This window comes from Arthrobacter sp. T2-23, from assembly GCF_055398325.1.
Window position 1 is genome coordinate 2,309,250 of record NZ_AP027917.1, and the last position, 24,294, is coordinate 2,333,543.

Here is a 24,294-nt window from a genome sequence, read left to right on the forward strand (position 1 = left end):
TCAACACCTCGTCGAGTGAGCAGCATTTGAATTCATTACGCATGTGGCTTGGACGTATCCTCTCACAATGACCTCAAATTACTAGGCCCGCTTCGGGGCGAAGGGATAGTCTTCCCACTATGACGCGCTCCAAACTTCCGCCGGTGGCGATTGTGGTGGTGAACTACGGCTCCCATGAGCTCTTGGAGAGGAACCTTGTACCGGTGTCCAGGCACTCGGCGGACGCAAGGGTGGTTGTTGTGGATAGCTTCTCTGACATCTCGGAGCGGGTAGAGGTCGTTAGGTTGGCGGAACGGTATGGGTGGTCAACCGTGCTTCCGACGACAAACGTTGGTTTTGGGGGCGGGATGAATCTGGGCGTTGCCAAGGCCCATGAGGCGGGTGCCCGGTTCTTTCTCCTACTGAATCCGGATGCCTCGCTAGATGCTGAGAGTCTTCGATCGTTAAGGATTGCTGCAAACGCGGAACCTCTGACGTTATTGGCACCGAAGATCTTCCGACCCGACGGTTCGGTCTGGTTTGATGGGTCCCATCTCGACCTGAAGGATGGCTCTACAAGGGCGAGCCGAAAAATCCCCGCGGCTGCCTCCGAACGGAATGTCCCTTGGCTTACAGGTGCCTGCCTGATGGTCAGCTATGACTTGTGGCAAATGGTCGGAGGCTTCGATGAACGGTATTTCTTGTATTGGGAAGACGTGGACCTGTCATATCGGGTCCTGTCCATCGGCGCCAATATCCGCGTCTTGCAAAGCGCACCAGCCGTGCATGACGAAGGAGGCACCCACCCGGATGCGGCGAAACGGACAGAAAGTCGGGCCAAGTCGGCTACCTATTACTACTACAACGCCCGCAATAGGTTGCTATTTGCGAGCCTCAACCTCGGACCGGACATTCAACGTGACTGGAAGCGCACGGCGGTCCGCGCAGCCGGCGACATTCTCTTGCGCGGGGGCCTGCGACAGTTCCTTCGGCCTCTAACACCCTTGCGAGCGGCCGCTACAGGAACCTGGGAGGGCCTGCGGTTACTCAGGGATGCCCAAAAGGCCCGCTAGGCCGGACCCGATGGCTTGACTTGCGAGCGCCACTTCCCGGAGTGCCTTTCGGTGCACCCGCATATTTCCCCAATGACCGTCCGCTATTTCTACATGGGCGGTGGAATCTGAAGTACGGCGAGGGAAGACCGCCAAAGACGGCTTAGGCGCCGCCAGCTTGCCCATTCCGCGCATGTCATTCATTTGCCGGACGATCAGGCCCACCGCGTTCTCCGGAGCTCCCGGTCCGCGCTGCGGGCGCAGTGCCGGGTCAGCAACCATGCTCTGTATGAACACGCTTGCCTCTTTCATCGTAAAGGTCTTCCGCCTGGCCGCCGGACGCAGCTGAGCTACGGCAGTGCGGTGCTCGTAGGCAGCCACCAGGACCAAGTCGGCGTCGTCGACCAGCTGTGCGGTCAAACGCCGCGCCCGATGACCGCCCGGGCCGCTCCCGGAGCCTGTCATCTCCGACGCCCGTTCGCACATTGATTGGTCGGGGACAGCCGCGGTGCCAGCACTCCCAAAAGCTAGACCGCGGAGACCCCTCTGTTCACGAAGAATGGCCGCGGCGAGAGGGGAGCGGCACACGTTTCCGGAACATACGAGGAGAATGGTGGACATTTTGCGCCGCTTCCCGGATAGCGATGAATCATGGCAGGATTCAAAGGTAGTCCAAGCTTCCATACAGAGGCCAGAACATCCAATGCAGTGCTATTATCACGCCACCGCCGCATTGGCGTTCACGCGTTTCAGCGCCACGGAGTTCGAGGGGGAGTATGCTCCGATCTGCGGATCACGCCGCCGCTGACTCAGCCCTGCCGGGAGGAATAGGGCAAGTTCGACGGGCAAGATGGGTATGGACTCTGCCAACTGGTCGCCATCACGGCACCCGGGCCGCTTTGATCGGCGGCTTTGCTGCGTTAGTGGCTCTAACGGGTTCCTGGGGTGTTTCCTTATGGACCGACGAAGCCGCAACCATCGCTGGCGCACGTCGTACCCTCCCCGAGCTATGGCGAATGCTTCAAAACGTTGACGCCGTCCATGGCCTTTACTACCTTTTGATGCACTTTTGGATCGAAGGGTTTGGCGCGTCCGCCGTGAGCCTGCGTATGCCGAGCGCGTTGGCTGTCGGGGCGGGAGCGGCCGGTGTGTATGTGCTGGCGCGTGGACTGGGCGGGTCTCGGCTGGCCCTGTGCGGTGCATTGATGTTTGCGGTGCTACCAAGAGTCACATGGACCGGTATTGAGGCCAGATCTTATGCTTTCAGCGCGGCTGCTGCTGTCTGGCTGTCGGTGCTCTTGATCGGGGCGATACAACGCAACACAGGATGGCGTTGGATCGCCTACGCAGCAATGTCGGCAGTGTCCGTGGCGACCAATCTCTATCTTGTCCTACTGATTGCTTCACATGCCGTAACGCTGTTTGCGCTGCGAGACGTGACCTGGAGGCAGCGTTTCAGATGGCTCTCGGCTGCGACTGCGGGGATGTTGGCGTGCGCCCCCGTGCTGTATCTGTCGATGAGACAAGGCAGCCAGATCAGTGATCAAGAACTGGGCTGGACACGGTGGATCCAGAATGTGGTCGTTAACCAGTGGTTCCTCGGGGATACGCCCACCACGCAGGAAGGCGGGACGGGTACGAGCCAGCCGTGGGTGATCGCGGCCGTGACGTTGGCCGGCCTGTGCTGGTCCGTAATGGGCTTTGCCGTCCACTGGGCGCTGATTCGGAGACGGAAGGCATCTCCGCCCCGATGGCTCGTTTGGGTTGTTCCGCAAATCTTTCTTCCGACCGTGGTCATAGGGCTTTACTCACTCTTGATCCATCCCATGTACAACCCGCGGTACCTGTCCATGAGCACGCCAGCAGTCGCCATCTTGATAGCTGCTGGACTGAGGCTGTTGCCAGGGTACTGGACGCGGGCCGCCGCCGGGATAATGATCGTGTTGTGTGCAACTCCCGTCTACCTCTCACAACGCGAGCGTCAAGGAAAGAGCGGAACTGACTGGATGGAGATTGCGAATTACATGAGCGCGCACGCAGATGCTCCGGATGCGGTGTATTTCAGCCCCCGATATCCCCCATCAGAAGCGGAAACGGGACTAACCCTAAGGCGTATAGCAGTGGCCTACCCCGAGGCTTTTTCAGGTCTCCGGGATCTGACCCTTCATGTTTCAGGAGCCGCCAACGGTACCCTCGATGGATCGTCGAGACTCATTGGGGATTCCCTGGATAAGTTGACGGGGGTGCAGAGGGTCTGGATGATCCGGCGACTGGATTATCCTGATGTCTTTGCGCAGGCTGATGACCAGAAACTGGAGGCCGCGGGGTTCAAATCGCGCCTTGCTTGGTCGGGGCCGGTCGATTACATTTTGGAATTCACAAGGTGACTTCTATGAATATTGCTCGACTAGCGCCGGTAGCATGAGGCATGGAGACGAAGAAATACCTGGGAGACGGGCATATGGATTTTTCGGAGTATTTGGGGGCACTGAAGCGGTGCTGGGTTCTCTTGTGTGTTTTGACTCTGCTGGGTGGGGCAGTCGGCTTCGGATATGCCCGTAGCGCCCCGCCCATGTACAAGGCCAGTGCCAGTGTTTTTGTCTCCGCCCAGCGTGGCGAGACGACATCAGAATTAGTCCAAGGATCAACATATACGCAAAATCTCATCCAGTCCTATGCCCAGCTCGCGAAGTTGCCCTCTGTGCTGGAACCGGTCATCCTTCGCTTGCGACTGGACACCACTGCGGAAAAGCTGGGTAATTCTGTTTCAGCCGTGGCGCCGCTAAATACCGTCCTTATCGAAATTTCGGTCACCGATTCCTCTGCGGCGCGGGCGGCACTCATCGCTAACGCCGTCACATCATCCCTGGCCACCACGGTCCAAGGCATTTCACCAAAAACTGCTGCAGGAACGCCCGCGGTCGCCATGCAGCAAGTCGCCGAAGCCCAGGCTCCCACGTACCCTTTCGCGCCTAACACCAGCCTCGCCAGTCTCACCGGGGCAGTGATTGGGTTGGCGCTTGCGGCTGTCTACGCTTTGGGCCGGGAATTGCTGGATACCCGGATCAAGGCGTTGAAAGACCTCAGACGAGTCACCGATGTCCCCCTGCTCGGCACCATTCCGGGGCCCAGACGGCAGAGCACCAATGACATCGTCATGCGAGTGGCACCGCACGGACGCTCGGCCGAATCGTACCGGCGTCTGGCCGCGAATCTTGAATACATTAGTCCTGATGCTGCCGTTCAATCGGTGGTCGTTACGTCCGCCTCCGAGGGAGAGGGGAAAAGCGTGACTGCCGTCAATTTGTCGCTGGCCCTCGCGGAGAAGTTCGACCGCGTGCTGCTGGTCGACGCCGATCTCCGGCAGCCGCGGATAGCCGACTACTGCCAGATCGAGGGACAGGTCGGGCTCAGCAACGTCCTTGCCGGCACGGCCGAACTGCGGGACGTCATCGAACCCTGGGGCGCAATCGATGTCATGCCGTCCGGGGCCATGCCTCCGAACCCGAGTCAGCTGATTAGCTCAGAGGCCATGGCCGCGCTCGTCCGAGTTTGCGCGGGGGACTACGACATTGTTGTCCTCGATTCCGCTCCGTTGCTGCCAGTGACGGACAGCCTTGCGCTGTCCCGGATTACGGACGGCGCAGTCCTCGTCGCGCGGGCAGCGTCGACCAGACGGGGGCAGTTGGGTTCCGCCTTGGATGCCATCGACGGCGTCAACGGACGCGTGCTTGGCATCATCCTGAACGGCGTGAAAGTATCCCGCAACGAGCGCTCCTACGGCTATGGAAACGGGGGACGCGCGGCGGCGGCGACAGCCGGGGCCAATCCCGCGGACTTGCCTAAGGTGACGTCCGTTTCCGGCGAGCACAAGGACCCTGCGCGGGTGCGCGCACGGTCGTAGCCAAAGATGGCCGAGATCGGCGGGGACACCACCCCTCGTGGCTCCCCCGGAGTTGTCGCTCTGACCGTGCGGCCCTTGCCGTCGCGTCCGGACACAGCTGCGAAGATTGCGGCTTTCGTCCTGCTCGCTTTGTTGGGCCTGCGCCAAGAGATCAATCAGGCTCTGACCCTCGGCGATGTTGCGGCCTTGGCGATTAGCCCCGTGTGGCTGTCCAGCCTCGGGCGCTACCGGGGAGGGAGAGCCTGCATAACGATCGGGGCGGCGGCGCTCCTACTCGGTTTTTTCCTGTCTGGTTTCAGCGTAGCTGACCATGGATTCGACCGGATCAGCTACTTCAATAACTCCGTGGTCTTTGGCAGTCTCTTCCTCACAGTCGGGGTAATACTCTGGGCCCGGACGCTGATGCCGGATTGGCTCGTGGGATTCGCCATGGGGTCTGGATTTGTCTTAGGTGTTTCGGGTGCGGGACGTGCAACGGAGAACCCCTGGAAATTCGGGTACGCCGTCCCCACGATCATCGTGGCGCTGTCACTGGCCAGCTACGCGAACCGGAGATGGGGGCCGAGCCCGCGCAGCATGGAGACCGGGCTGCTTCTGGTACTGGCCGTCGTGTCGGGAGCAAACGATGCCAGGTCTCTGTTCGGGATGCTCATGCTCGCATTCACCCTGGTCCTCTGGCAGATGATCCCGCAGGGGCGCACCGTCCGGCGGTCGGCGGCTAAGACTCTGATGGCCTTCGCAAGCCTGATATTGATTATTTACAATGTGGGGACCGGATTATTGGTTGAAGGATACCTCGGTGCGGGGGCCCAACAGCGTTCTGTGGAACAGATCGCGCTGACTGGCTCACTCCTTGTGGGGGCGCGACCCGAGATGGCCGCAACTGCTGCGTTGTTTCAATCCCGGTCGTGGGGATTTGGGGTGGGAATCACTCCGTCACTGGAAGATATCCTCGTGGCCAAAACGGGTATGGCAGCGATCCACTATCAGCCCAATAACGGGTATGTCGAAAACTACATGCTCGGAACCCACTTCGAATTGCACTCCGTGCTGGGCGACTTCTGGGTGCTGTTTGGTCTTGGAGGTCTTGCCGCGGCCGTTGTGGTTCTGACGCTCATGATCCATTGGATCGTCACGGCCGTCGCCGGCCGGCGGGCCACCGGACTGGTGCTTTTCCTGTCCATCATTACGCTTTGGAACATCGCTTTCAGCCCTATGTACACATCGGTCCCGACGATGGCCTTGGCCGTGGGCCTTATCCTGGCCCGAAAGACAAGCGCCTCGGCGCGCCCCCGTCGTTATTAACCTACAGGCCGTAAGTACCGATCCCCGACCGGCATTGCTGCCGGTGGATGGGAAGGGGCCGGACGCGATGCGGTCACGGTAGGACGGCTCTCACCTCCGCGCTGATCCGGGCGCCGTACGCTTCCGGGCCGTGCTTGGTCAAAGCCTTGGTTGCGTCGATCTGTGCATGATCCCGGTAACCAGTCCAGTTGTCGACGACTCTTTCAACTGCCTGTGCTAACGCCTGCGCATCCCCCGGGGCCACCAGTTGAGCGCTCGCATAGCCGCCGGCAGCTTCCCGAAGGCCGGAAGTGTCGCTGACGATAACCGGACGTCCGGCCAGGACAGCTTCGACTGCCGTGTTTCCAAAAGGTTCGTCCAGCCGGGAGGGCACGAGCACGACATCGGCGCGGGCGATGTGCGGCCAGACGTTGGGCGCAAATCCGTGGAAAGTCACGAAGTCCTGGAGGCCAAGCTTTACCACCAGCCCGCGTAACTCCTGCTCATACCCCTCATAGCCCGGGAAGACGGCACCAACGATGTCGAGCGAGGCGTCTTGACCATGCTGCTTGATGTGGCTCAGAGCGCTGATGGCGACGTCGACTCCTTTCCGCGACGACAGACGCCCTATATAGAGAAGCCGGACAGACGATGCGATCGCCTTGCGCGCAGCATCCGGCTGATTGGGACCAGGGACCCCGTTATAGACGACGACGGTGCGTGCGGACAAGCAGTGAACAGCCTCCGCTAGGACGGAGGCGCTATATGCGCTGTTGGCGACGATCGACGTCGAGAGCAGAAGCGGCGCCGACAGGAGAATCTGCAGGATTTTGGGAGCAGAGCCTTCCGCCTCGTGGACATGCGTGAGAACCGGCTTCCGGAACAGCTTCGCCAGAACGAACCACAGGGGAATGGTTAGGGTGTTGATGTAGACGACATCGGGATTGCAGTTCCTCAGCACGCGAAGACCGGAGGCAGTTCCCGTGGCGATCTGGGCGCTGAATAGCGCGAAGCCTCTGGGTTTTAGGATGCTTTTGCGAAGTACAGGTGAAGGACAAATAACGACGGTGGCCCCAGTATCTTCGAGGGCTGCCACCAGGGGGCCTGCGGATGGGAGCGCTACCGTGACCCGCATGCCGCCAGCCACAAGCCCCTTTACGCTCTCTATCAGGACCCGGTCTGAGCCATACAGGTCCGGACTGGGGTGCGCTACCAAAACGGTGGGAGCACCGTCGGCTGCAGCGCACTTTCGATTCCGTCCTACACGGAACCCGGTCAAGAAAGCAGGAAAATACATCCTCGCTCCGATTATAAGTGCGGCACTTCTCATATGCCAGATGGTTGACCCGGGCGGGTAGCATACAGCCTATACAACTTCAGCCTGGCATCCCAGAGTCTGGGAACACGCCTTCTACACCGTGACCGGATATCGGGTTGGCGAAGCGGTTGATGTCCATTAGGAACAATCGAGAAGGTGATGTGTTGGAGAATGGCACTCCCCGCGGAGTTGACAAGACAGTTCAAAGGCGGCGATTCTCGCGCAGGGAATTTCTAATCGCCTCGACGACTACCGTCGCCCTAGCCGGTTGCGGCGTGGATACAGCAGCGCAGGTGCCCCGCAATAATTTCACTATTGACAGCCTGATCGGTACAAGCCCGTTTTACATCGCGCACCGTGGGTCAGGTGATAACTGGCCTGAACACACTGCGCTGGCATATTCATCGGCAATTGAATTTGGCGTTAAGGCCATTGAAATCTCCGTCTGTGCGACCTCCGATGGTGTCTTGGTCTGCCACCATGATACGAACACTCTGCAGTTGACCGGCCATGATCTTGAGATTTCCAAACAGACCTATGCCGTAATCTCGGAACTCCGCAATGATGCCCGGCAGTGGCTGGGGCCGGCCTCACTGCCTCAGCCAATTTCAAAATTAGAGGATGTCCTCGACGCGTACGCCGGAACGCACGTCATTTTCATCGAAGACAAGCAGGCGACCAATACCAAGTCGCTCCTGGACCTCATGGACCGTTACCCGGATTCAACGAGTCATTTTGTGTGGAAACAGCCAGCGTCCTCCACGACACGGGTGGAGGCTGCGGCCCGAGGGTACAAAACGTGGGGCTACTTCCTCAATGGAAGCAGCGCCACATATACTAAATACGCCCCGAATTTTGACTTCCTAGGTTTGTACCATGCAGCGACCGACGCCGAGGTGACTGCGCTGCAGGTCTTCGGGAAGCCTGTAATCGTGTGGGAAGTCCACACGCGATGGATGCGGGACCGTTTGCTGGCCTTGGGTGTGCGGGGACTCATGTGTTCAAACATCCCATATGTGACGAACGATGTTCCGCTCTCAAAGTCCGACGCCTTCGCCTCCGGCATCCGGAGCGCGGGCGATCTGCCTTGGACTATCAACTGGAAGTTGCAGCCCAAGATTCAGCCCGGCAGTAGTTCTTCAAGGCTCGATGATGGGTCCGACTTCAGCTACTCCATGGGATCACTATGTCCGGTTTCGGCGGATGCATATTCAATCGACTTTGAGGTGCGGTGGGCAGGGGTAATCCCCCAGGAGGGAGGATGGGTGGGCGTCGCTTTCTGCTTGCGGGACGACCGTCCGTATCTTCCGAATGTCCCCGGCGCCTCGGGTGGATACCATCTATTGATCAATGAGGCCGGAAGAGTCGAGCTTTACCGCCGGGACGCCGACGGAGCCAGGTCCGTCCTCATAGCGTCGTCGGAGACTGCCGCCCCTCATGACGGTCAATGGATGAAGTTTTCCGTCAACGTGACCTCCGGTGGCATCCGCTGCTCACGGTTGGACAATGGTCAGCAGGCCATTGCCGTTGCGGACACTAAGTACAGGGGCGGGTATTTCATGCTCTGCAAGGCCCATGACGGAGAGCAGCCGGTGGAGTTCCGGTCGATCTCAGTTGTGCCGTGAGCCTCGGGCGGCCGCCTTTGAGAAACGCTTCGGTAAAGGCTTCGGAGTCGCCGTGGAACGGGCGTCGTCACTGAATATCCTGATCCGGTTAGCTGAGGTTCCGGGGAAGCGGGCTACGCCCATCAGCCGTCCGTCGATCAGGGATACCAGTGGCATTCGCACACTATGACATCGTCATCGAGCGCGGTGCCATGAGCGTCTACAACTTCCTGATGAACGCCAGGAACCTCCCGACGGCCGCCCGCATGGCGGCTACAACTTGAGCACGGAAGGAACCAGTGCCCGCGCCCGTTTCGCCGTGGAATACGAGGCCAAGGGATTCATTGCCAGCGTGACGAACTCCTTCCGCGGGCGAATGAGGGCAGACGTCTGGCAGTTGGAGCGGCTTACGACAGTGATGGAAGATATGGCCGCCTAGGAATGACTCGGAGACTGGCTGCCCGGGGCGGGGCAGCGTTGAGGTAACGCCAAGCCCTCTCCCCAGCGTGTGCGGCCGGCCGGCGATTAGTGGGGTATTTTGGAACCTGTGCTGATCTCTGACCGCGACATTCGTACCGAAATCGATTCCCAGCGGATCGTGCTGGAGCCGTTCGACCCCAACATGGTTCAGCCGTCGTCGGTGGACGTGCGGATCGACCGGTTCTTCCGGCTGTTCGACAACCACAAGTACGCGCACATCGACCCGGCCGAGGACCAGCCGGAGTTGACCCGACTGGTGGAGGTCGACGCGGGGGAGCCGTTCATCCTGCACCCGGGTGAGTTCGTGCTGGGCTCCACCTACGAGACCGTCACCCTGCCGGACGATATCGCGGCGCGGCTGGAGGGCAAGTCCTCGCTGGGCCGTCTTGGCCTGCTCACGCACTCGACCGCGGGGTTCATCGACCCGGGATTCTCGGGCCACGTGACCCTGGAACTCTCCAACATGGCGACGCTGCCGATCAAGCTGTGGCCGGGCATGAAAATCGGCCAGCTGTGCTTCTTCCGCCTGAGCTCCGCCGCCGAGCACCCGTACGGGTCCGGCGAGTACGGCAACCGCTACCAGGGCCAGCGCGGCCCGACGGCGAGCCGCAGCCACCTGAACTTCCACCGCACCGACATCTAAGCCGGTACCGCCTCAGCTGGCCGGACGGACCGGGAGAGTTGCGCGCCGCGCCGGGCGGCGCAGCATCCGCACGACCGGCTCCACGAAGCGTGCTGCCAGCGGACCCATGATCGCCATGATCAGCACGTAGGCGGTGGCCAGCGCGGCGAGCTCGCGGGGCACCACGCCGGAGGCCACCGCGAGCCCGGCGATCACAATCGAGAACTCACCGCGGGCAATCAGGGCCGCCCCGGCACGGAAGCGCCCGGGGATGGCGATGCCGGCCCGTTTGGCGGCCCAGATTCCGGTGATCATCTTCGTGGCCGCGGTGACAACGGCCAGGACCAGGGCCCATCCGAGCACCGGCGGGATCGACGTCGGATCCGTGTTCAGGCCGAAGACCACAAAGAAGATCGCCGCGAACAAGTCGCGCAGCGGCTCAAGGATCCGCGTGGCGCTGTGGGCGGTGGCGCCGGAGATCGCAATCCCGAGCATAAAGGCGCCCACCGCAGCCGACACCTGCATGGCGGCCGCCAGCCCCGCGACCAGCAGCGCTGCGCCCAGCAGGTTGAGCAGGAACACCTCGGAATTTTCACTGTGCACGGCCTTGGACACGTGATGCCCGTGCCGCAGCGCGACCACCAGCACCAGCGTGACCACCGCGAGCGAGATCCCCACGGTCTGCAGCCCCACCAGGAACGTCACTCCCGCGAGGGTGGCCGTCAGGATCGGCAGGTAGACCGCCATGGCCAGATCCTCGAATACCAGGATGGACAGGATCACCGGCGTCTCGCGGTTACCGATCCGGCCCAAATCGGTGATCACCTTCGCGGCGATTCCGGAGGAGGAGATGTAGGTGACGCCGCCCATCACCATGGCCCCCACGAGTCCCCAGCCCAGCATCACGGCCAGGGCCGCCCCGGGCAGGAAGTTCAGCACGAGGTCCAGGACGCCGGCCTGCCAGGACCGCCGGAGGCCCGTGACGAGCTCGGCCGCTGTATATTCCAATCCGAGCATAAGAAGAAGCAGGATGACGCCGATCTCACTGGAGAGGTGCGCGAACTCGTGCATTCCTTCGAGCTTGACCGGCCCGCCGGCCCCAAAGAACAGGCCGCCGACGAGGTAGAGGGGGATGGGGGACATGCCGATCCGCCCGGCCAGCCTGGCCAGCAGGCCAAGGCAGAACACGACGGCCCCCAGTTCGATGAGGGTCAGGGCGAGCGGATCCATACCGTTTATCCGTTGCGCAGGATACCGGCCGCGGTGTCCAGGCCCTCTTGGGTGCCCACCGCTACCAGCAGATCACCGGGGTGCAGGACGACGTCGGGGCCCGGCGAGGGGAGGACTTCCCCCTCACGCATGATGGCAACAATCGAGGCTCCGCTGCGGGTCCGGATGCACGCCTTGCCCATCGGCTGGTTCTGGAAGGGGGAGTCCGCGGCAATGGAGAACTGCCGGGTGACGATCCCCGGGACCTCCCGGTGCGCCTCGGACAGTTGCATGGCCAGGCGCTGGCCGCCCAGAAGATTGCCCAGGGCGGCGGCCTCGTCGGCGGTCAGCGGGATGGACGCCTGGCAGGTGTCCGGGTCGTCCCAGGTCGAGACGATCAGTTCGGTTTGGCCTTCGCGGTACTCGACGACGCCGATCCGGCGCCCCGAGGCGGTCATGAAGTCCTTGCGCCGGCCCAGGCCGGGAAGGTCGGTCTCATCCACGTTCATGCCTCCAGCCTAGTGCGCTGGCAGCTTTTTGGGGCAGGTTCAGGCCTCGGGCACGACGGCGATTTCCGTCTTGCCCGGCGGCTTGACGGGCAGCATCACCAGCAGCCCGGCCAGCAGGACGACCATGATGCCGAGGATGCCCCAGCGCTGCGCTTCGCCGGGGGCAACAAGTGGCGTCGCGACCGTGATGCACAGGGTGAACAGCGCCGGTGCCAGGAAGCTGACGGCCCGGCCGGTGGTGGCGTACAGGCCGAACAGCTCGCCGGATTCACCGTGCGGGGCCAGCCGGGCCAGGTAGGCGCGGGACGAGGACTGGGCCGGTCCCACGAACAGGCACAGGAACAAGCCGAATACCCAGAAGGTCGTACTGCCGGACCACTCCATGCCGAGTAAGGCATAGTTGCCGTTCCCCAAGGCCAGGAGGACGCTGCCCGCGACCAGCAGGCCGGCCAGTGAGGCGATGATGACGGCCTTGGGGCCCACCTTGTCGTCCAGGAAACCGCCCAGCAGGGCGCCGACGGCGGCCACAACGTTTCCGAAGATGGCGAAGAAGATGACCTGCTTGAGCTCGAAGCCAAAGGTGCCGGCGGCGATGATCCCGCCGAAGGTGAAGACCGCGGCGAGGCCGTCACGGAAGATGGCGCTGGCCAGCAGGAAGAAGATGGTGTGCGGGCTGGTCCGGTAGATGGCGCGGATGCGGCGCACGAGCAGGCCGTAGGAGGCGAAGAAGCCCAGGCGGGCCTGCCTGGCCTTGGGCACTTCCGGGACGGCGAGCATCACCGGAATCGCGAAGACCAGGAACCAGAGCGCGGAGAACACCGCCACCAGGCGGATGTTCAGGCTTTCCTCGGTGGAGGCCCCGAACCAGTCGATGCTGGGCTGGACGAAGAGCTGCAGCACGATCAGAAGCGCCACGATGCCACCGAGGTAGCCCGAGGCCCAGCCGAAGCCGCTGATCTTGCCGATGTTCGCGGGAGTGGAGATCTGGGCCAGCATGGCGTTGTAGTTGACGCCGGCAAATTCGAAGAAGACGTTGCCCAGCGCGATCAGCGTCACGCCGAGCAGCAGGAACTCCGGGCGGGGGAAAACGAAGAAGCAGAGCCCGGTCAGCAGTGCGACCGCAGCGGTATTGACCCCCAGCCAGAGCTTGCGCCGACCGCCGTTATCGGAGCGCTGGCCGGTGACCGGGGCCAGCAGCGCGATGGCCGCCCCGGCAATGGCCAGGGCTCCGCCGAGGACCGCCGAGGCTTCGTCTTCGCCGCCAAAGGCTTTGGAGGTCAGGTAGACGGTAAAGACGAAGGTGGTCATAACGGCGTTAAAGGCTGCGGAACCCCAGTCCCAGGCGGCCCAGGCGAGGACCTTGCCCTTGCCGGTGGCGCGGCTGCCGGACTCGAGTTCCGAGGCCGGACGCATGGCCTCGGGGGCGGTGGCGGAGTTCATAGCCTGATGTTAGCCGTCCGATGAGGCCCACCCGGGGAGGAAACGGTTCGGACCGCACCGGCCCGTCGTGGCCCGGGACTCGGCCCGTCACGCGGAAAAGAATTTGTGCACGCTTGGTAAACTGGCCGCACCGAACCTAACCAATGCCCCGCCTGCTCCAACTTTTTGACAATCGAGTTCCTGACGTTGCGGAGATTCCAGTGATCACAGTCCTTGCCGTGCACTTCGCGGTGGCTGCTGTGGCGCCGTTCCTGTTCCCCAGGATGGGCAGGAACGCGTTCTTCGCGCTGGCGGCAGTGCCCGCGGGATCGTTTGTCTGGCTGGCCTTCCAGCACGACGCGGTGTACTCCGACGCCGGTTCCATCACGGCAGTCCTCCCGTGGATCCCGGACCTCCGGCTCGAGCTGGCCTTCCGGATGGACGCTCTGGCGTGGGTCATGTCGCTGCTGATCCTGGGCGTCGGGGCGCTGGTCCTGGTCTACTGTGCCCGCTACTTCAAGGACAAGGACAGCTACCTGGGCGGCTTCGGAGCCCAGCTGCTGGCGTTCGCCGGGGCGATGTTCGGGCTGGTCACCGCCGACGACCTGCTCCTGATGTTCGTCTTCTGGGAACTGACCACGGTGCTGTCCTACCTGCTGATCGGCTACGCCCGCACCAGGTTGTCTGCCCGCCGTTCGGCGCTGCAGGCGCTGGTGGTCACCACCGCCGGGGGCCTCGCCATGCTCGTCGGGCTGATCATGCTGGGCGCAACCGCGGGAACCTACCGGATCTCGGCCCTCCTGGCGATGGCGCCGGAACTGGTGACGGGTCCCGCCGCGGCCACGGTGGCGGCCGCCGTCGTGCTGGTGCTGGTGGGTGCGATCACGAAATCCGCACTGGTCCCCTTCCACTTCTGGCTTCCCGGTGCGATGGCCGCGCCGACGCCGGTGAGCGCGTACCTGCACGCCGCTGCCATGGTCAAGGCGGGCATCTACCTCGTGGCGCGGCTTGCCCCCGGATTCGCCGAGACGACGTTCTGGCTCCCGGTGGTGCTCGGCCTGGGGCTGGCGACCATGCTGGTGGGCGGCTACCGCGCCCTCCGCCAGACCGACATCAAGCTCATTCTCGCCTACGGCACGGTCAGCCAGCTGGGCTTCCTGACCATGGTGGTGGGCCTTGGACAGCCCGACGCTGCGCTCTCCGGTCTCGGCCTGCTGCTAGCCCATGGACTCTTCAAAGCCACGCTGTTTCTGGTGGTCGGGATCATCGACCACCAGGCCGGGACCCGCGACATCCGCAAGCTCTCCGGGGTCTACCGCTCGTCCCGGGCCTTGGCCATCGTGGCCGCCGCCGGCGCGGCATCCATGGCCGGCATCCCGCCGCTGGCCGGATTCGTGGCGAAGGAATCTGTCTTCGAGGCGTTCGTGCACCACGGCACCGGCGCCGCCGCCGGCCCGTGGGGGCCCGTGCTCCTTGCCGGCCTGGTCGTGGGCTCCATCCTGACCTTCGCCTACAGTGCGCGGTTCTTGTGGGGCGCCTTCGCGGCCAAGCCCGGCGTCGAGGCCACCCCGTTCAAGGCCGTCAAACCGGCCTTCCTGGCGGCCCCCGCCGTGCTGAGCCTGCTGACCATCGTCTATGGACTGTGGCCGGCCCCGGTGGACGCGTGGATCCAGCCCTACGCCGCACTGTTTGTGCGCGAGGGCGAGGACCCTGCGGCCGCCGCCGGTCACCTGGCGCTGTGGCACGGCTTCACCCCGGCGCTGGGGATGACGGCGGTGACATTCGCTCTGGGGGCGGCGATGTTCTACGGACGGAGCGCCATCTCCCGTGTCCAGGACCTGGTTCCCGGCTGGGTCGACGGCGACCGCGCCTACCAGCTCTCCATTGGCGCCCTCGATGATGCTGCCGTCTGGGTCACCGGCCGCACCCAGCGTGGCTCGCTCTACTTCTACCTCTCCGTCATCCTGACCGTTGCCTTCGTCCTGCCCCTCACGGCGCTGCTGCTGGCCAATAAGCCGCTGCCCGGCGGCCTGTACTTCATCGATCCCGGCTCGCCCCTGCAGCCCGTGGTCGGCGCAGGCATCGTGATCGGCGCACTCGCCGCGGTGCGCGCCAACAAGCGTTTCCTGGCCGTACTGATGGTCTCGGTCACCGGCTACGGCATCGCGCTGATGTTCGCGCTCCAGGGCGCCCCGGACCTGGCCCTGACGCAGATGCTGGTGGAGACCATCATCCTGGTGGCCTTCGTCCTCGCCATGCGGAGCCTGCCGGCCGAACTGCGGGACCGCACCGGCGGTAAGTACCGGGTCGTCCGGGTGATCATCGGGGCGGCGTTCGGCGTCACGATGATCTTCGTGGCGATCTATGCCCTGGGCGCGCGCGTCGCCACGCCGGTCTCGCTGCAATTCCCGCGACTGGCCTATCAGGAGGGCGGCGGCCTGAACGTCGTCAACGTCACCCTCGTGGACATCCGGGCTTGGGACACCTTCGGCGAGATTTCCGTTTTGGCGCTCGCGGCGACCGGCGTCGCCAGCCTGATTTTCATCCGCGGCCGCGGCGACCGGATCGGGCCCTCCGCGTCCGTGGCGGCGGGGACGGTCGGGCGCCGGGCGGGCGTGGCCGGCAACACCCGGGACAACGCGGCGCTGGCCATGAGCCGGCGCTTCGCCGCCTCGGCGCGCGACGCGTGGCTCGTGGCCGGCCGGACCATGGCCCCGGAACGCCGATCGATCATCTTCGAAGTCGTCACCCGGCTGATCTTCCACTCGATGATCGTATTCTCCCTCTACCTCTTGCTCGCCGGGCACAACCTGCCCGGCGGCGGTTTCGCCGGCGGGCTCACGGCCGGCCTGGCGCTCGCCATCCGCTATCTCGCCGGGGGCCGCTTTGAACTGCGCGAGGCCACGCCGCTCAGCGCCGGCGCCCTGCTGGGGATCGGCCTCGCCACCGCCGCCGCGTCCGGCGTCGCCCCTCTGCTGCTGGGCGGGCAGGTCTTCCAAAGCGCCATCATCGAACTGTGGCTGCCGATCTTTGGCGACATCAAATTCGTCACCTCTACGATCTTCGACATCGGCGTCTACACCGTCGTCGTCGGCCTGGCCCTGGACGTGCTGCGCAGCCTGGGCGCGGAAATCGACGAGCATTTCGAGGAACAGCCGGAGGAACAGCCCGCGGAACCGTCAGACCGCCGGCCGTCCGACGGCGTCCCGGTAGAAACCACCGCCAAGGGGAGAACATGAGCGTCAACCTGACCCTGCTCACGGTGATGGGAGCCCTCTATGCCTGCGGCATCTACCTGCTGCTGGAACGGAGCCTCACCCGGGTCCTGCTCGGCCTCATGGTGCTGGCCAACGCCACCAACCTGCTGATCCTGGCCACCGGCGGCTATGCGGGGCTCGCCCCGCTGTTCACCAAGGACACCGCCGCCGGGGAATACAGCGACCCGCTTCCGCAGGCGCTGATCCTGACGTCGATCGTGATCTCTTTTGCGGTCACGGCCTTTATGCTGGGCATCATTTACCGCACCTGGGTGCTGGCCCGCCAGGACGAAATCCAAGACGACGCCGAGGACCGCCGCGTGGCCGAAACGCCCAGCTTCGATGCCGAGGACGACGCCGTCATCCCGGCCGAGACCTCCGAGTTCCCGCTCGTGTCGGCGTCCGGCGGCGAAGAGGTCGTGCAGGCCGGCGCCCGCCGGATGCCGGCCGCGGACGCCGCCGCCGAGGAACAGCCCGGATCCCAAAACATCGCCCGCGGCACGGAAGGAGGGACCAAGTGAACATCGTCAGCTTTGCCCCGCTCGCCGTCGTCATCCCCATTCTGGGTGCCGCCCTGACCTTCTTGCTGATCCGTCATTCCAGGGCGCAACGGACCGTGAGTATCGCGCTGCTGTCGCTGACCCTGCTGCTGGAATGCTGGCTGCTGGCCTCCGTCTGGGAGGGCGGCACGGCGGCGGTGAATATCGGCGGCTGGCTGCCGCCCTGGGGCATCGTGATGGTGGTGGACCAGTTCTCCTCGCTCATGCTGGTGGTGTCCTCGGCGGTCAGCCTCGCCGTGCTGGTCTACGCCACCGGCCAAGGCATGGCCGACGGCGACAGAGACGCCCCCGTGTCGATCTTCCACCCCACCTACCTGATCCTCGTCGCGGGCGTGTCCAACGCCTTCCTCTCCGGCGATCTTTTCAACCTTTACGTGGGCTTTGAGATCCTGCTGACCGCCAGTTACGTGCTGATGACCCTCGGCGGGACGGGCCCGAGGGTCCGTGCCGGCGTGACCTACGTGGTGGTCTCGGTGGTGTCCTCGGTGCTCTTCCTAATCGCGATCGCCATGATCTACGGCGCCACCGGGACCATCAACATGGCGGACCTGGCCATCAAGCTGGCCGACCTGGACCAGGGCACGCGAAACCTCCTGCACGTGCTGCTACTCGTGGCGTTCGGCATCAAGGCGGCCGTGTTCCCGCTGAGTTTCTGGCTGCCGGACTCGTATCCGACGGCGCCGGCCCCGGTCACCGCCGTGTTCGCCGGCCTGCTCACCAAGGTGGGCGTCTATGCGATGGTCCGTACCGAGACCCTGCTCTTCCCCGGGGACACCTTCAACACCCCGCTGATGGTCGCGGCGCTGCTGACCATGGTGGTGGGAATCCTCGGCGCCCTGGCGCAGAGCGACATCAAGCGACTCCTCTCCTTCACACTCGTCAGCCATATCGGCTACATGGTGTTCGGCCTGGCGATGTCCTCCGTCGCCGGGCTAGGGGCCGCGGTGTTTTACGTGGCGCACCACATCACCATCCAGACCAGCCTGTTCCTCGTGACCGGCCTGATCGAGCGCCGTGCCGGGAGTTCCTCGGTGGACCGGATCGCCGGGCTCGCCAAGCTCTCGCCGCTGCTGGCCGTGCTGTTCTTCGTGCCGGCAATGAACCTGGCCGGCATCCCGCCGCTCTCCGGGTTCCTTGGCAAGCTCGGCCTGCTGCAGGCCGGCGTCGCCCTGGGGACCCCGCTGGCCTACGTCCTGGTGGCAGGCGGCGTGCTGACCAGCCTGCTGACCCTGCTGGCCATCGCCAGGGTCTGGAACCGCGCGTTCTGGCGCAAGCCCGAGGACGCCGAACACCCGGACCCCGTGCTGCTCGCCGGCCCCGGCAGCCAGGCCACCGGTGACCGCGCCGGCCAGCAGAACGTGACCCTGCTGCCGCGCACCATGGTGGGTTCCACCCTGGCCCTGGTGCTGTTCGGCGTGGCGCTGACGGTCTTTGCCGGGCCGCTGTTCAGGGTCGCCGGGCAGTCGGCCTCGGAGATGCTGGACCGGTCCTCCTACATCCAGGCCGTGCTGGGGGACGAAGCCCCGGTTCCGGTCATCGCGCAGATGCCGCGGCAGGAGGGGCCGAAATGACGCGGAAGAGAATCTCGCTGCGCCAGGAACTGCCGCTGCTGGTCTGGCTCGTCATCGTCTGGGGCGCCCTCTGGCAGGACTTCAGCGCGGGCAACCTGCTCTTCGGCGCCCTGATCGCCGTGGTGGTCGCGCGGCTCTTTTACCTGCCGCCGGTGGAGCTGGGCGGCCGTTTCAACGTGCTGCGCGCCGTACCGTTCGCCGTGGTTTTCCTGGGCAAAGTCGTGGCAGCCAGTTTCCAGGTCCTGTTCCTAGCCCTGGTCAAGGGGCCGCGGGTGATCAGCGCCGTCGTCGCCGTCCCGCTCCGGAGCCACTCCGACCTGCTGGTGACCGCCACCGGGCACGTCATCTCGCTGATCCCGGGGTCGCTGGTGGTGGAGGTGGACAGGTCCACGTCCACGCTCTATATCCACGGCATTAACGTCCGCGACGCCGAGGACGCCGCCAAGCTCCGTAAGGAGGTCCGCGACACCGAGGCCGGACTGATCCGGATCATGGGCACCCCGGCCGAATTGTCCGCCCTGAAACAGGAGGTGGGCGCATGATGCCTCTGGTCCTGACCGTCACCGCCTTGGTGCTGTCCCTCGCCGCGGGCGGCGCGATCATCCGCATCGCGCGCGGCCCCTCGCTGCTGGACCGGGTGCTGGCCGCCGACGTGCTGCTCGCCATCCTCGGCGCAGCGCTGTGCATCGACATGGCAGTGAACCGGCACCTGAACAACCTGATGCTCCTGGTGTCCATCTCCATCATCGGCTTCGTGGGCTCGGTGACGGTGGCCCGTTTTGTGGCAGACCGGAGGAAGCAGCCCAATGAATCCTGAGACGTTCTCCGCCGACGCCGTGATCGATACCGTCTCGGCTGTGTTCATGGTGCTCGGGGCGCTGATGTCCCTCGGCGCGGCCATTGGCCTGCTGCGCTTCCCCGACCTGATGAGCCGGATGCACGCCGCGACCAAACCGCAGGTCCTGGGGCTGTTCCTGCTGCTCTGCGCAGTGGGGCTGCAGCTGCGGTCCTGGTGGGTGTGGCCGGTGCTGGTGGTGGCGTGGATTTTCCAGCTGCTCACCGTGCCGGTCTCGGCCCACATGGTGGGCCGGGCCGGCTACCGCACCAAACACCTCCACCCCGAACTGCTCAGCGCAGACGAGCTGGAGGCCGTGGTGCAGCAGGCGGCCGGCAAAAGCGGATTTGCCGACGACGACGTCGAGTGACGCCGCCGCCCGGGCTGTTCGCCCTTGGCGAGTTGGCTTAGACGATGTCCTGGGTCTTGGCAAAGCGGGTGATCGCCCGCTGCGTGCCGCGGTTGGCGAGGACCTGGATGACGGCGCTGACCGAGGCCGAAATCAGGGCGAAGGTCAGGGCCTGGCGCAGCGTGGTGGGGACGTCGTCGTCGTGGCCCTTGGGCGGCTTGTTGCCGGTGGTCTTTTCCCAGACGGTGTCGACTACCTTGGTGCCGACGAAACCGGCGACGAGGCTGAGGCCGGTGCCAAGCAGTTTGATGAAGATGTTCATACGTCGTACTCCTTGCGGGAGGGAACAGGGCTTCCCCTAGCCTAGCGTCCCTGCCGAGGTGTCCGAACGGCTGAGGATTTCGGTCAGGGCCTCGACCACCAGCTCGTGGTCGGCCTTCTGCGGCAGCCCCGAAACTGTGACCGTGCCGACAGCCCCCGTCCCGCGCAGGTAGATCGGAAAGGAGCCGCCGTGGGCGGCAAACTCCTGCTGGTCGAACCAGGCGTTGTCCTCGATCCTCCGCCCGGCGGCCCTGGCCCGGAGGCCCACCAGCAGCGACGGGACTTCGTACCGGGAGGCCGTGCGCTGCTTCGCCCTGATCCAGCGCTCGTTGTCCGGCGTGGCGCCTTCGAGCGCCGCGTGGAAGAGCACCTGCTCACCCTTGGTGATGTCGATGGCGATGGGGTGGTTGCGTCGCCGGCCGAGTTCCACCAGCAGGAAGCCGAGTTCCAGGGCGTCGTCCTTGCTGAAGGAGCGGAACTGCAGTTCGTCGATTTCCGTCAGGATCCGGCCGATGAGCGCGGCCAGGGCCCCGGGCGGCTGCGGTTCCGCGGAGTCCGGGTCGTAGTCGGGGGAAGGAACGGGTGCCTCGCTCATGGGATTCAGCTTCCGTTAGGTGGGTGCCGTTGCGCAACCCCAACTGCGAGTCACTTGAGCTCCGGCGGGTGTAAACTGGCCCAGCCCACAAGGGTGATTTTAATACGACAGGGGAGCGCCGCCGTCGGCATCACTGGACCAGTCCAGGGAACCGTAGGTGGGCGCTGAGAGTGCGGACAGCCGCAGACCCTCGAACCTGATCCGGTTAGTACCGGCGCAAGGGAGTCGAGTTCTCAGGGTGCCCGGCATCCGTGGCGAAAGCCGCGTGCAGCCGGAACACCCTCCCCTCCTGTACCTCAGGAGGACGACATGACTGATATTTCTGCGAAACAGACACTGGCCACCGGCAAATACAGCTGGCGCGTGGTCGACATTGTGCTGGCCGCGTTGATCGCTGTTGCCGGCGGCGTGATCTTCTGGGCCTGGGACCAGGGCGCCAACCTCGTGACGGCCCCACTGACGGCGGTCTACCCGCCGCTGACCGGGCTCTACGCCGGCGGCTGGATGCTCCCGGCAATCCTGGGCATGCTCGTCGTCCGCAAACCTGGCGCTGCGCTGTTCTGCGAAGCGGTGGCCGCCACCGGCGAGCTGATCATGGGCTCGCAGTACGGCACCACGGTGTTGATCTCCGGCATCCTGCAGGGTCTCGGCGCCGAACTCATCTTCGCCGCCTTCCTCTACAAGAAGTTCAACCTGCCGGTGTCCCTGCTGGCCGGCGCCGGTGCGGGCCTGTTCTGCGGCCTGAACGACTCCTTCCTGCCCTGGGGCTGGAACATCGCCTACGAACCCGGTGACAAGCTCGCCTACATCGTCTTCTGCGCTATCTCCGGAGCAGTGATTGCCGGCGGACTGTCCTGGCTGGCCACCCGCGGGCTCGCCAAGACCGGGGTGCTGGCCTCGTTCGCGTCCCGCAAGGCGGCATCGGAACCAGTCTTCTCCTGATGCCCGCACACGCATGACATCTGTCGACGCCGTACGACCGGCCGCGGTCACCGCCCGCGGCTGGGGCTGGCGGCACGCCGGCCGGCCCCGGCCCGCCGTCAGCGGACTGGACCTGGACATCAGCCCAGGCGAACGTGTCCTGTTGCTGGGCCCCTCCGGCGCCGGCAAGTCCACGCTGCTGCACGCCCTGGCCGGGGTGCTGGGGGACAGCACCGCCGACACCTCCGCGGCCGGATCCGCGGACGCCGAGGACTCCGACGAGACCGGCAGCCTGCTGATCGACGGGGCCCCGCCTAGGGCACGGCGCGGCCGGGCGGGGCTCGTGCAGCAGGACCCGGAAACCCAGGTGGTGCTCTCGCGCCTGGGCGACGACGTCGCCTTCGGGGCCGAGAACCTCGCCGTTCCCCCGGCGGAGATCTGGCAGCGGGTGGCGGAAGCGCTCGACGACGTCGGGCTGGGGCGGCTGCCGCTGGACCACCCGACGTCGGCGCTCTCCGGCGGGCAGAAGCAGCGGCTGGCGCTCGCCGGTATCCTTGCGATGCGGCCGGGCCTGCTGCTGCTGGACGAACCCACCGCCAACCTCGACCCGGCCGGCGTCCTGGAGGTCCGCGACGCCGTGGGGCGCTGCCTGGACAAGACCGGGGCCACGCTGGTGGTGGTGGAGCACCGCGTCGCCGTCTGGAAAGACCTCGTGGACCGGATCGTCGTGCTGCAGCCAGGGTCCGCCGGGGACTCCGCCGTGCTCCTGGACGGCCCGCCGGACCAGGTCCTGGAGCAGGCGCGGGACATGCTCATCGCCGCCGGCGTCTGGGTGCCCGGCCATGTGCCGGCCGCGCGGGCGCGCACCGCGGACACCAGCGCGGGCGGAGTCGCTGGGGCCGGTCAAGGTCCCGCCCAGCTGCTGCTGGCCGCCGAGGGGCTGGCCGTCTCCCGCCAACGCCCACGCCGTGCCGGCCTGCTGGCGGGCTTCCGGACCGTCCCGCCGGAACCGGTGCAGTCCGGGATTACGGCCCAGGTCAGGGCCGGGCAGGCGCTGACCATCACCGGCCCCAACGGCTGCGGAAAGTCGACCTTCGCCCTGACCCTGGCCGGGCTGCTGCCGCCGGTTGCGGGGGCCGTGTCCGCCACCACCGAGCTGAGCGCCGGCGCCGGCATCGATCCGTACAAATGGAAGGCCCAGCAGTTGATCGCCAGGATCGGCACCGTGTTCCAGGAACCCGAGCACCAGTTCGTCACCGGTCGCGTGCTGGACGAACTGATGTTCGGCCCCCGCCACCTGGGCCGGGGCGAAGAGCGTGTGGACGAACTGCTGGAGCGCCTGCGGCTGCGCGACCTCGTGGACGCCAATCCCTACACACTCTCCGGCGGCGAAAAACGGCGGCTCTCGGTGGCCACCGTGCTCGCCGCCCACCCGCAGGTGCTGGTGTTGGACGAACCCACCTTCGGCCAGGACGCCAACACCTGGGCCGAGCTGGCGTCCTTCCTCTCCGAGCTGCTCGACGCCGGCACCGCCGTCGTCTCGGTGACCCATGACGCGGAATTCAGCCAGGTCCTCGGGGGCGCCGAGCTCACCCTCGGCGCCCCTCAACCAGGTCTGCCCGGCCGGACGACGCCGGGGGCGGCGGCGCCGTGAGGGACACCCTGACACTGCGGGGCAACGAAGCGCTGCTGACCCGCGCCAACCCGCTGGCCAAGTTCTCCGGCGTCTTGTTCATCACCGTGGCGTTGGCGCTGTCCATCGACTGGGTCTCCGCGTCGGTGGCGCTCGGGTTCGAACTCCTGCTGCTCCCGCTCGCCGGCCTGACCCTGGCACTCCTCTGGCAGCGCGGCTGGCCGCTGATCCTGGCGGCGGCAGTGGGCGGCTGGAGCACCGCGATCCTGGCCGCGGACCACGGAAGGACACTGCTCGACGTCGGCGTCTGGTCCATCAGCGAAGGCTCGCTGCAGCTCGGGCTCGGGTTCCTGTTGCGCGGCCTCGCGATCGCCCTGCCCGCGGTCCTGCTGATGAGTTGCACGGACCCGACGGACCTGGCCGACGCCCTGGCGCAGCAGGCCAAACTGCCGCACCGCTTCGTCCTGGGCACCCTCGCCGCAATGCGGCTGGTGGGCGTTATGGCCGAAGAGTGGGAGACCATCGGCATGGCCCGCCGGGCCCGGGGGGTGGGCTCGCACGGAAATCCGGTGCAGCGGCTGAGGGCCACGCTGGGGCAAAGCTTCGGGCTGCTGGTCCAGGCGGTCCGCCGCGCTTCCCGGCTCGCGGTGACCATGGAAGCGCGCGGCTTCGGCGGGGCGGAGCGGACCTGGGCCCGGGAGGCGGCGTTGAGCCGGCTGGACGCGTGGGTGGTACTGGGCGGCGTGCTGATCGCGGGGGCCGCCGTGGCCGCCGCCGTCGGGGCCGGTACGTGGAACATGGTGTTCCTTGGCCAGCAGTAGCCGGTGCCCCCGGGGACCGCAATGGAAGAAGTGATATCGCACGAGGCGAAT

22 protein-coding genes and 1 riboswitch are annotated in these 24,294 nt (G+C 65.3%); of the genes, 15 read left to right on the forward strand and 7 right to left on the reverse strand.

The window, feature by feature from the left end:
- The first annotated feature begins 119 nt into the window (after positions 1 to 119).
- Complete coding sequence (locus ACZ5Z0_RS10665; RefSeq protein ID WP_464108390.1) at positions 120 to 1,052, forward strand: glycosyltransferase family 2 protein; 933 nt, start codon at positions 120 to 122, stop codon at positions 1,050 to 1,052.
- On the opposite strand, the gene ACZ5Z0_RS10670 is transcribed toward ACZ5Z0_RS10665, so the two are convergent.
- Positions 1,023 to 1,715, reverse strand: a complete 693-nt coding sequence (locus ACZ5Z0_RS10670) for an arsenate reductase/protein-tyrosine-phosphatase family protein (RefSeq protein ID WP_464108391.1) — start codon at positions 1,713 to 1,715, stop codon at positions 1,023 to 1,025. The genes ACZ5Z0_RS10665 and ACZ5Z0_RS10670 overlap by 30 nt on opposite strands.
- Before the next feature lie 332 nt (positions 1,716 to 2,047).
- On the opposite strand from ACZ5Z0_RS10670, the gene ACZ5Z0_RS10675 reads away from it, so the two are divergent.
- Genes ACZ5Z0_RS10675 through ACZ5Z0_RS10685 form a run of 3 tightly spaced genes read left to right on the forward strand, consistent with a single transcriptional unit; the run spans position 2,048 to position 6,240 of the window.
- Complete coding sequence (locus ACZ5Z0_RS10675; RefSeq protein WP_464108392.1) at positions 2,048 to 3,418, forward strand: glycosyltransferase family 39 protein; 1,371 nt, start codon at positions 2,048 to 2,050, stop codon at positions 3,416 to 3,418.
- Positions 3,419 to 3,459: 41 nt separating this feature from the next.
- Positions 3,460 to 4,935: a tyrosine-protein kinase domain-containing protein gene (locus tag ACZ5Z0_RS10680; protein WP_464108393.1), complete on the forward strand. Its 1,476-nt coding sequence runs from the start codon at positions 3,460 to 3,462 to the stop codon at positions 4,933 to 4,935.
- 6 nt (positions 4,936 to 4,941) lie between these two features.
- Positions 4,942 to 6,240, forward strand: a complete 1,299-nt coding sequence (locus ACZ5Z0_RS10685) for a hypothetical protein (protein ID WP_464108394.1) — start codon at positions 4,942 to 4,944, stop codon at positions 6,238 to 6,240.
- A gap of 73 nt (positions 6,241 to 6,313) precedes the next feature.
- Here the strand turns inward: ACZ5Z0_RS10685 and ACZ5Z0_RS10690 are convergent, their stop codons facing one another.
- The gene (locus tag ACZ5Z0_RS10690; protein WP_464108395.1) at positions 6,314 to 7,549 is read right to left on the reverse strand and encodes a glycosyltransferase; all 1,236 of its coding nucleotides are present in this window, start codon (positions 7,547 to 7,549) and stop codon (positions 6,314 to 6,316) included.
- A 263-nt stretch (positions 7,550 to 7,812) separates the two neighbouring features.
- On the opposite strand from ACZ5Z0_RS10690, the gene ACZ5Z0_RS10695 reads away from it, so the two are divergent.
- Both ACZ5Z0_RS10695 and dcd read left to right on the forward strand, forming a co-directional pair.
- Positions 7,813 to 9,162, forward strand: coding sequence for a glycerophosphodiester phosphodiesterase (locus ACZ5Z0_RS10695; RefSeq protein ID WP_464108396.1), 1,350 nt, complete (start codon positions 7,813 to 7,815; stop codon positions 9,160 to 9,162).
- A 526-nt stretch (positions 9,163 to 9,688) separates the two neighbouring features.
- Positions 9,689 to 10,264 (forward strand): dCTP deaminase, encoded by a 576-nt coding sequence (gene dcd, locus ACZ5Z0_RS10700; RefSeq protein ID WP_464108397.1) that lies wholly within the window; start codon positions 9,689 to 9,691, stop codon positions 10,262 to 10,264.
- 12 nt (positions 10,265 to 10,276) lie between these two features.
- Here dcd and ACZ5Z0_RS10705 read toward each other — a convergent pair whose 3' ends face one another.
- From ACZ5Z0_RS10705 to ACZ5Z0_RS10715, 3 genes are read right to left on the reverse strand one after another with little or no spacing between them, the layout of a single operon-like run.
- Positions 10,277 to 11,473 (reverse strand): cation:proton antiporter, encoded by a 1,197-nt coding sequence (locus tag ACZ5Z0_RS10705; RefSeq protein WP_464108398.1) that lies wholly within the window; start codon positions 11,471 to 11,473, stop codon positions 10,277 to 10,279.
- Between the two features lie 5 nt (positions 11,474 to 11,478).
- Positions 11,479 to 11,961, reverse strand: a complete 483-nt coding sequence (locus ACZ5Z0_RS10710) for a cation:proton antiporter regulatory subunit (protein WP_138768089.1) — start codon at positions 11,959 to 11,961, stop codon at positions 11,479 to 11,481.
- Positions 11,962 to 12,000: 39 nt separating this feature from the next.
- Positions 12,001 to 13,401, reverse strand: a complete 1,401-nt coding sequence (locus tag ACZ5Z0_RS10715; protein WP_464108399.1) for an MFS transporter — start codon at positions 13,399 to 13,401, stop codon at positions 12,001 to 12,003.
- A gap of 200 nt (positions 13,402 to 13,601) precedes the next feature.
- Here ACZ5Z0_RS10715 and ACZ5Z0_RS10720 point away from each other — a divergent pair, with 200 nt between their 5' ends.
- The 6 genes from ACZ5Z0_RS10720 to mnhG are packed head-to-tail and all read left to right on the forward strand — an operon-like array spanning position 13,602 to position 19,973.
- Positions 13,602 to 16,619, forward strand: coding sequence for a Na+/H+ antiporter subunit A (locus ACZ5Z0_RS10720; protein ID WP_464108400.1), 3,018 nt, complete (start codon positions 13,602 to 13,604; stop codon positions 16,617 to 16,619).
- Positions 16,616 to 17,158 carry a Na(+)/H(+) antiporter subunit C gene (locus tag ACZ5Z0_RS10725; RefSeq protein WP_464108401.1) on the forward strand — a complete coding sequence of 181 codons (543 nt, stop codon included), beginning with the start codon at positions 16,616 to 16,618 and terminating at the stop codon, positions 17,156 to 17,158. Before ACZ5Z0_RS10720 ends, ACZ5Z0_RS10725 begins: the two co-directional genes overlap by 4 nt.
- Positions 17,155 to 18,768: a Na+/H+ antiporter subunit D gene (locus ACZ5Z0_RS10730; RefSeq protein WP_464108402.1), complete on the forward strand. Its 1,614-nt coding sequence runs from the start codon at positions 17,155 to 17,157 to the stop codon at positions 18,766 to 18,768. Before ACZ5Z0_RS10725 ends, ACZ5Z0_RS10730 begins: the two co-directional genes overlap by 4 nt.
- Entirely contained in the window at positions 18,765 to 19,310 is a 546-nt protein-coding gene (locus tag ACZ5Z0_RS10735) for a Na+/H+ antiporter subunit E (protein WP_464108403.1), read from the forward strand. The genes ACZ5Z0_RS10730 and ACZ5Z0_RS10735 overlap by 4 nt, the downstream gene beginning before the upstream one ends.
- Positions 19,307 to 19,585 carry an MrpF/PhaF family protein gene (locus ACZ5Z0_RS10740; protein ID WP_464108404.1) on the forward strand — a complete coding sequence of 93 codons (279 nt, stop codon included), beginning with the start codon at positions 19,307 to 19,309 and terminating at the stop codon, positions 19,583 to 19,585. Before ACZ5Z0_RS10735 ends, ACZ5Z0_RS10740 begins: the two co-directional genes overlap by 4 nt.
- Positions 19,575 to 19,973, forward strand: coding sequence for a monovalent cation/H(+) antiporter subunit G (gene mnhG, locus ACZ5Z0_RS10745; RefSeq protein WP_464108405.1), 399 nt, complete (start codon positions 19,575 to 19,577; stop codon positions 19,971 to 19,973). The genes ACZ5Z0_RS10740 and mnhG overlap by 11 nt, the downstream gene beginning before the upstream one ends.
- Positions 19,974 to 20,010: 37 nt before the next feature.
- Here the strand turns inward: mnhG and ACZ5Z0_RS10750 are convergent, their stop codons facing one another.
- Both ACZ5Z0_RS10750 and ACZ5Z0_RS10755 read right to left on the reverse strand, forming a co-directional pair.
- The gene (locus ACZ5Z0_RS10750; protein ID WP_464108406.1) at positions 20,011 to 20,274 is read right to left on the reverse strand and encodes a DUF4235 domain-containing protein; all 264 of its coding nucleotides are present in this window, start codon (positions 20,272 to 20,274) and stop codon (positions 20,011 to 20,013) included.
- A gap of 36 nt (positions 20,275 to 20,310) precedes the next feature.
- The gene (locus ACZ5Z0_RS10755) at positions 20,311 to 20,868 is read right to left on the reverse strand and encodes a heme-degrading domain-containing protein (protein WP_464108407.1); all 558 of its coding nucleotides are present in this window, start codon (positions 20,866 to 20,868) and stop codon (positions 20,311 to 20,313) included.
- A gap of 99 nt (positions 20,869 to 20,967) precedes the next feature.
- A riboswitch (TPP riboswitch) is annotated at positions 20,968 to 21,109 on the forward strand.
- A gap of 68 nt (positions 21,110 to 21,177) precedes the next feature.
- Here ACZ5Z0_RS10755 and ACZ5Z0_RS10760 point away from each other — a divergent pair.
- Genes ACZ5Z0_RS10760 through ACZ5Z0_RS10770 form a run of 3 tightly spaced genes read left to right on the forward strand, consistent with a single transcriptional unit; the run spans position 21,178 to position 24,243 of the window.
- Entirely contained in the window at positions 21,178 to 21,810 is a 633-nt protein-coding gene (locus ACZ5Z0_RS10760; RefSeq protein ID WP_464108408.1) for an ECF transporter S component, read from the forward strand.
- A 13-nt stretch (positions 21,811 to 21,823) separates the two neighbouring features.
- A complete protein-coding gene (locus ACZ5Z0_RS10765; protein ID WP_464108409.1) occupies positions 21,824 to 23,443 on the forward strand; it encodes an ABC transporter ATP-binding protein in 1,620 nt (539 codons plus the stop codon).
- Positions 23,440 to 24,243 carry an energy-coupling factor transporter transmembrane component T family protein gene (locus ACZ5Z0_RS10770; protein ID WP_464108410.1) on the forward strand — a complete coding sequence of 268 codons (804 nt, stop codon included), beginning with the start codon at positions 23,440 to 23,442 and terminating at the stop codon, positions 24,241 to 24,243. The genes ACZ5Z0_RS10765 and ACZ5Z0_RS10770 overlap by 4 nt, the downstream gene beginning before the upstream one ends.
- Positions 24,244 to 24,294: the final 51 nt, after the last annotated feature.

Excerpts from the sequence above, each read along its gene's own strand:
- ACZ5Z0_RS10665 (WP_464108390.1), top strand. The coding sequence starts at position 120 with ATGACGCGCTCCAAACTTCCGCCGGTGGCGATTGTGGTGGTGAACTAC.
- ACZ5Z0_RS10670 (WP_464108391.1), bottom strand. The coding sequence starts at position 1,715 with ATGGAAGCTTGGACTACCTTTGAATCCTGCCATGATTCATCGCTATCC.
- ACZ5Z0_RS10675 (WP_464108392.1), top strand. The coding sequence starts at position 2,048 with ATGCTTCAAAACGTTGACGCCGTCCATGGCCTTTACTACCTTTTGATG.
- ACZ5Z0_RS10680 (WP_464108393.1), top strand. The coding sequence starts at position 3,460 with ATGGAGACGAAGAAATACCTGGGAGACGGGCATATGGATTTTTCGGAG.
- ACZ5Z0_RS10685 (WP_464108394.1), top strand. The coding sequence starts at position 4,942 with ATGGCCGAGATCGGCGGGGACACCACCCCTCGTGGCTCCCCCGGAGTT.
- ACZ5Z0_RS10690 (WP_464108395.1), bottom strand. The coding sequence starts at position 7,549 with ATGAGAAGTGCCGCACTTATAATCGGAGCGAGGATGTATTTTCCTGCT.
- ACZ5Z0_RS10705 (WP_464108398.1), bottom strand. The coding sequence starts at position 11,473 with ATGGATCCGCTCGCCCTGACCCTCATCGAACTGGGGGCCGTCGTGTTC.
- ACZ5Z0_RS10710 (WP_138768089.1), bottom strand. The coding sequence starts at position 11,961 with ATGAACGTGGATGAGACCGACCTTCCCGGCCTGGGCCGGCGCAAGGAC.
- ACZ5Z0_RS10715 (WP_464108399.1), bottom strand. The coding sequence starts at position 13,401 with ATGAACTCCGCCACCGCCCCCGAGGCCATGCGTCCGGCCTCGGAACTC.
- ACZ5Z0_RS10725 (WP_464108401.1), top strand. The coding sequence starts at position 16,616 with ATGAGCGTCAACCTGACCCTGCTCACGGTGATGGGAGCCCTCTATGCC.
- ACZ5Z0_RS10735 (WP_464108403.1), top strand. The coding sequence starts at position 18,765 with ATGACGCGGAAGAGAATCTCGCTGCGCCAGGAACTGCCGCTGCTGGTC.
- ACZ5Z0_RS10740 (WP_464108404.1), top strand. The coding sequence starts at position 19,307 with ATGATGCCTCTGGTCCTGACCGTCACCGCCTTGGTGCTGTCCCTCGCC.
- mnhG (WP_464108405.1), top strand. The coding sequence starts at position 19,575 with ATGAATCCTGAGACGTTCTCCGCCGACGCCGTGATCGATACCGTCTCG.
- ACZ5Z0_RS10750 (WP_464108406.1), bottom strand. The coding sequence starts at position 20,274 with ATGAACATCTTCATCAAACTGCTTGGCACCGGCCTCAGCCTCGTCGCC.
- ACZ5Z0_RS10755 (WP_464108407.1), bottom strand. The coding sequence starts at position 20,868 with ATGAGCGAGGCACCCGTTCCTTCCCCCGACTACGACCCGGACTCCGCG.
- ACZ5Z0_RS10760 (WP_464108408.1), top strand. The coding sequence starts at position 21,178 with ATGACTGATATTTCTGCGAAACAGACACTGGCCACCGGCAAATACAGC.
- ACZ5Z0_RS10765 (WP_464108409.1), top strand. The coding sequence starts at position 21,824 with ATGACATCTGTCGACGCCGTACGACCGGCCGCGGTCACCGCCCGCGGC.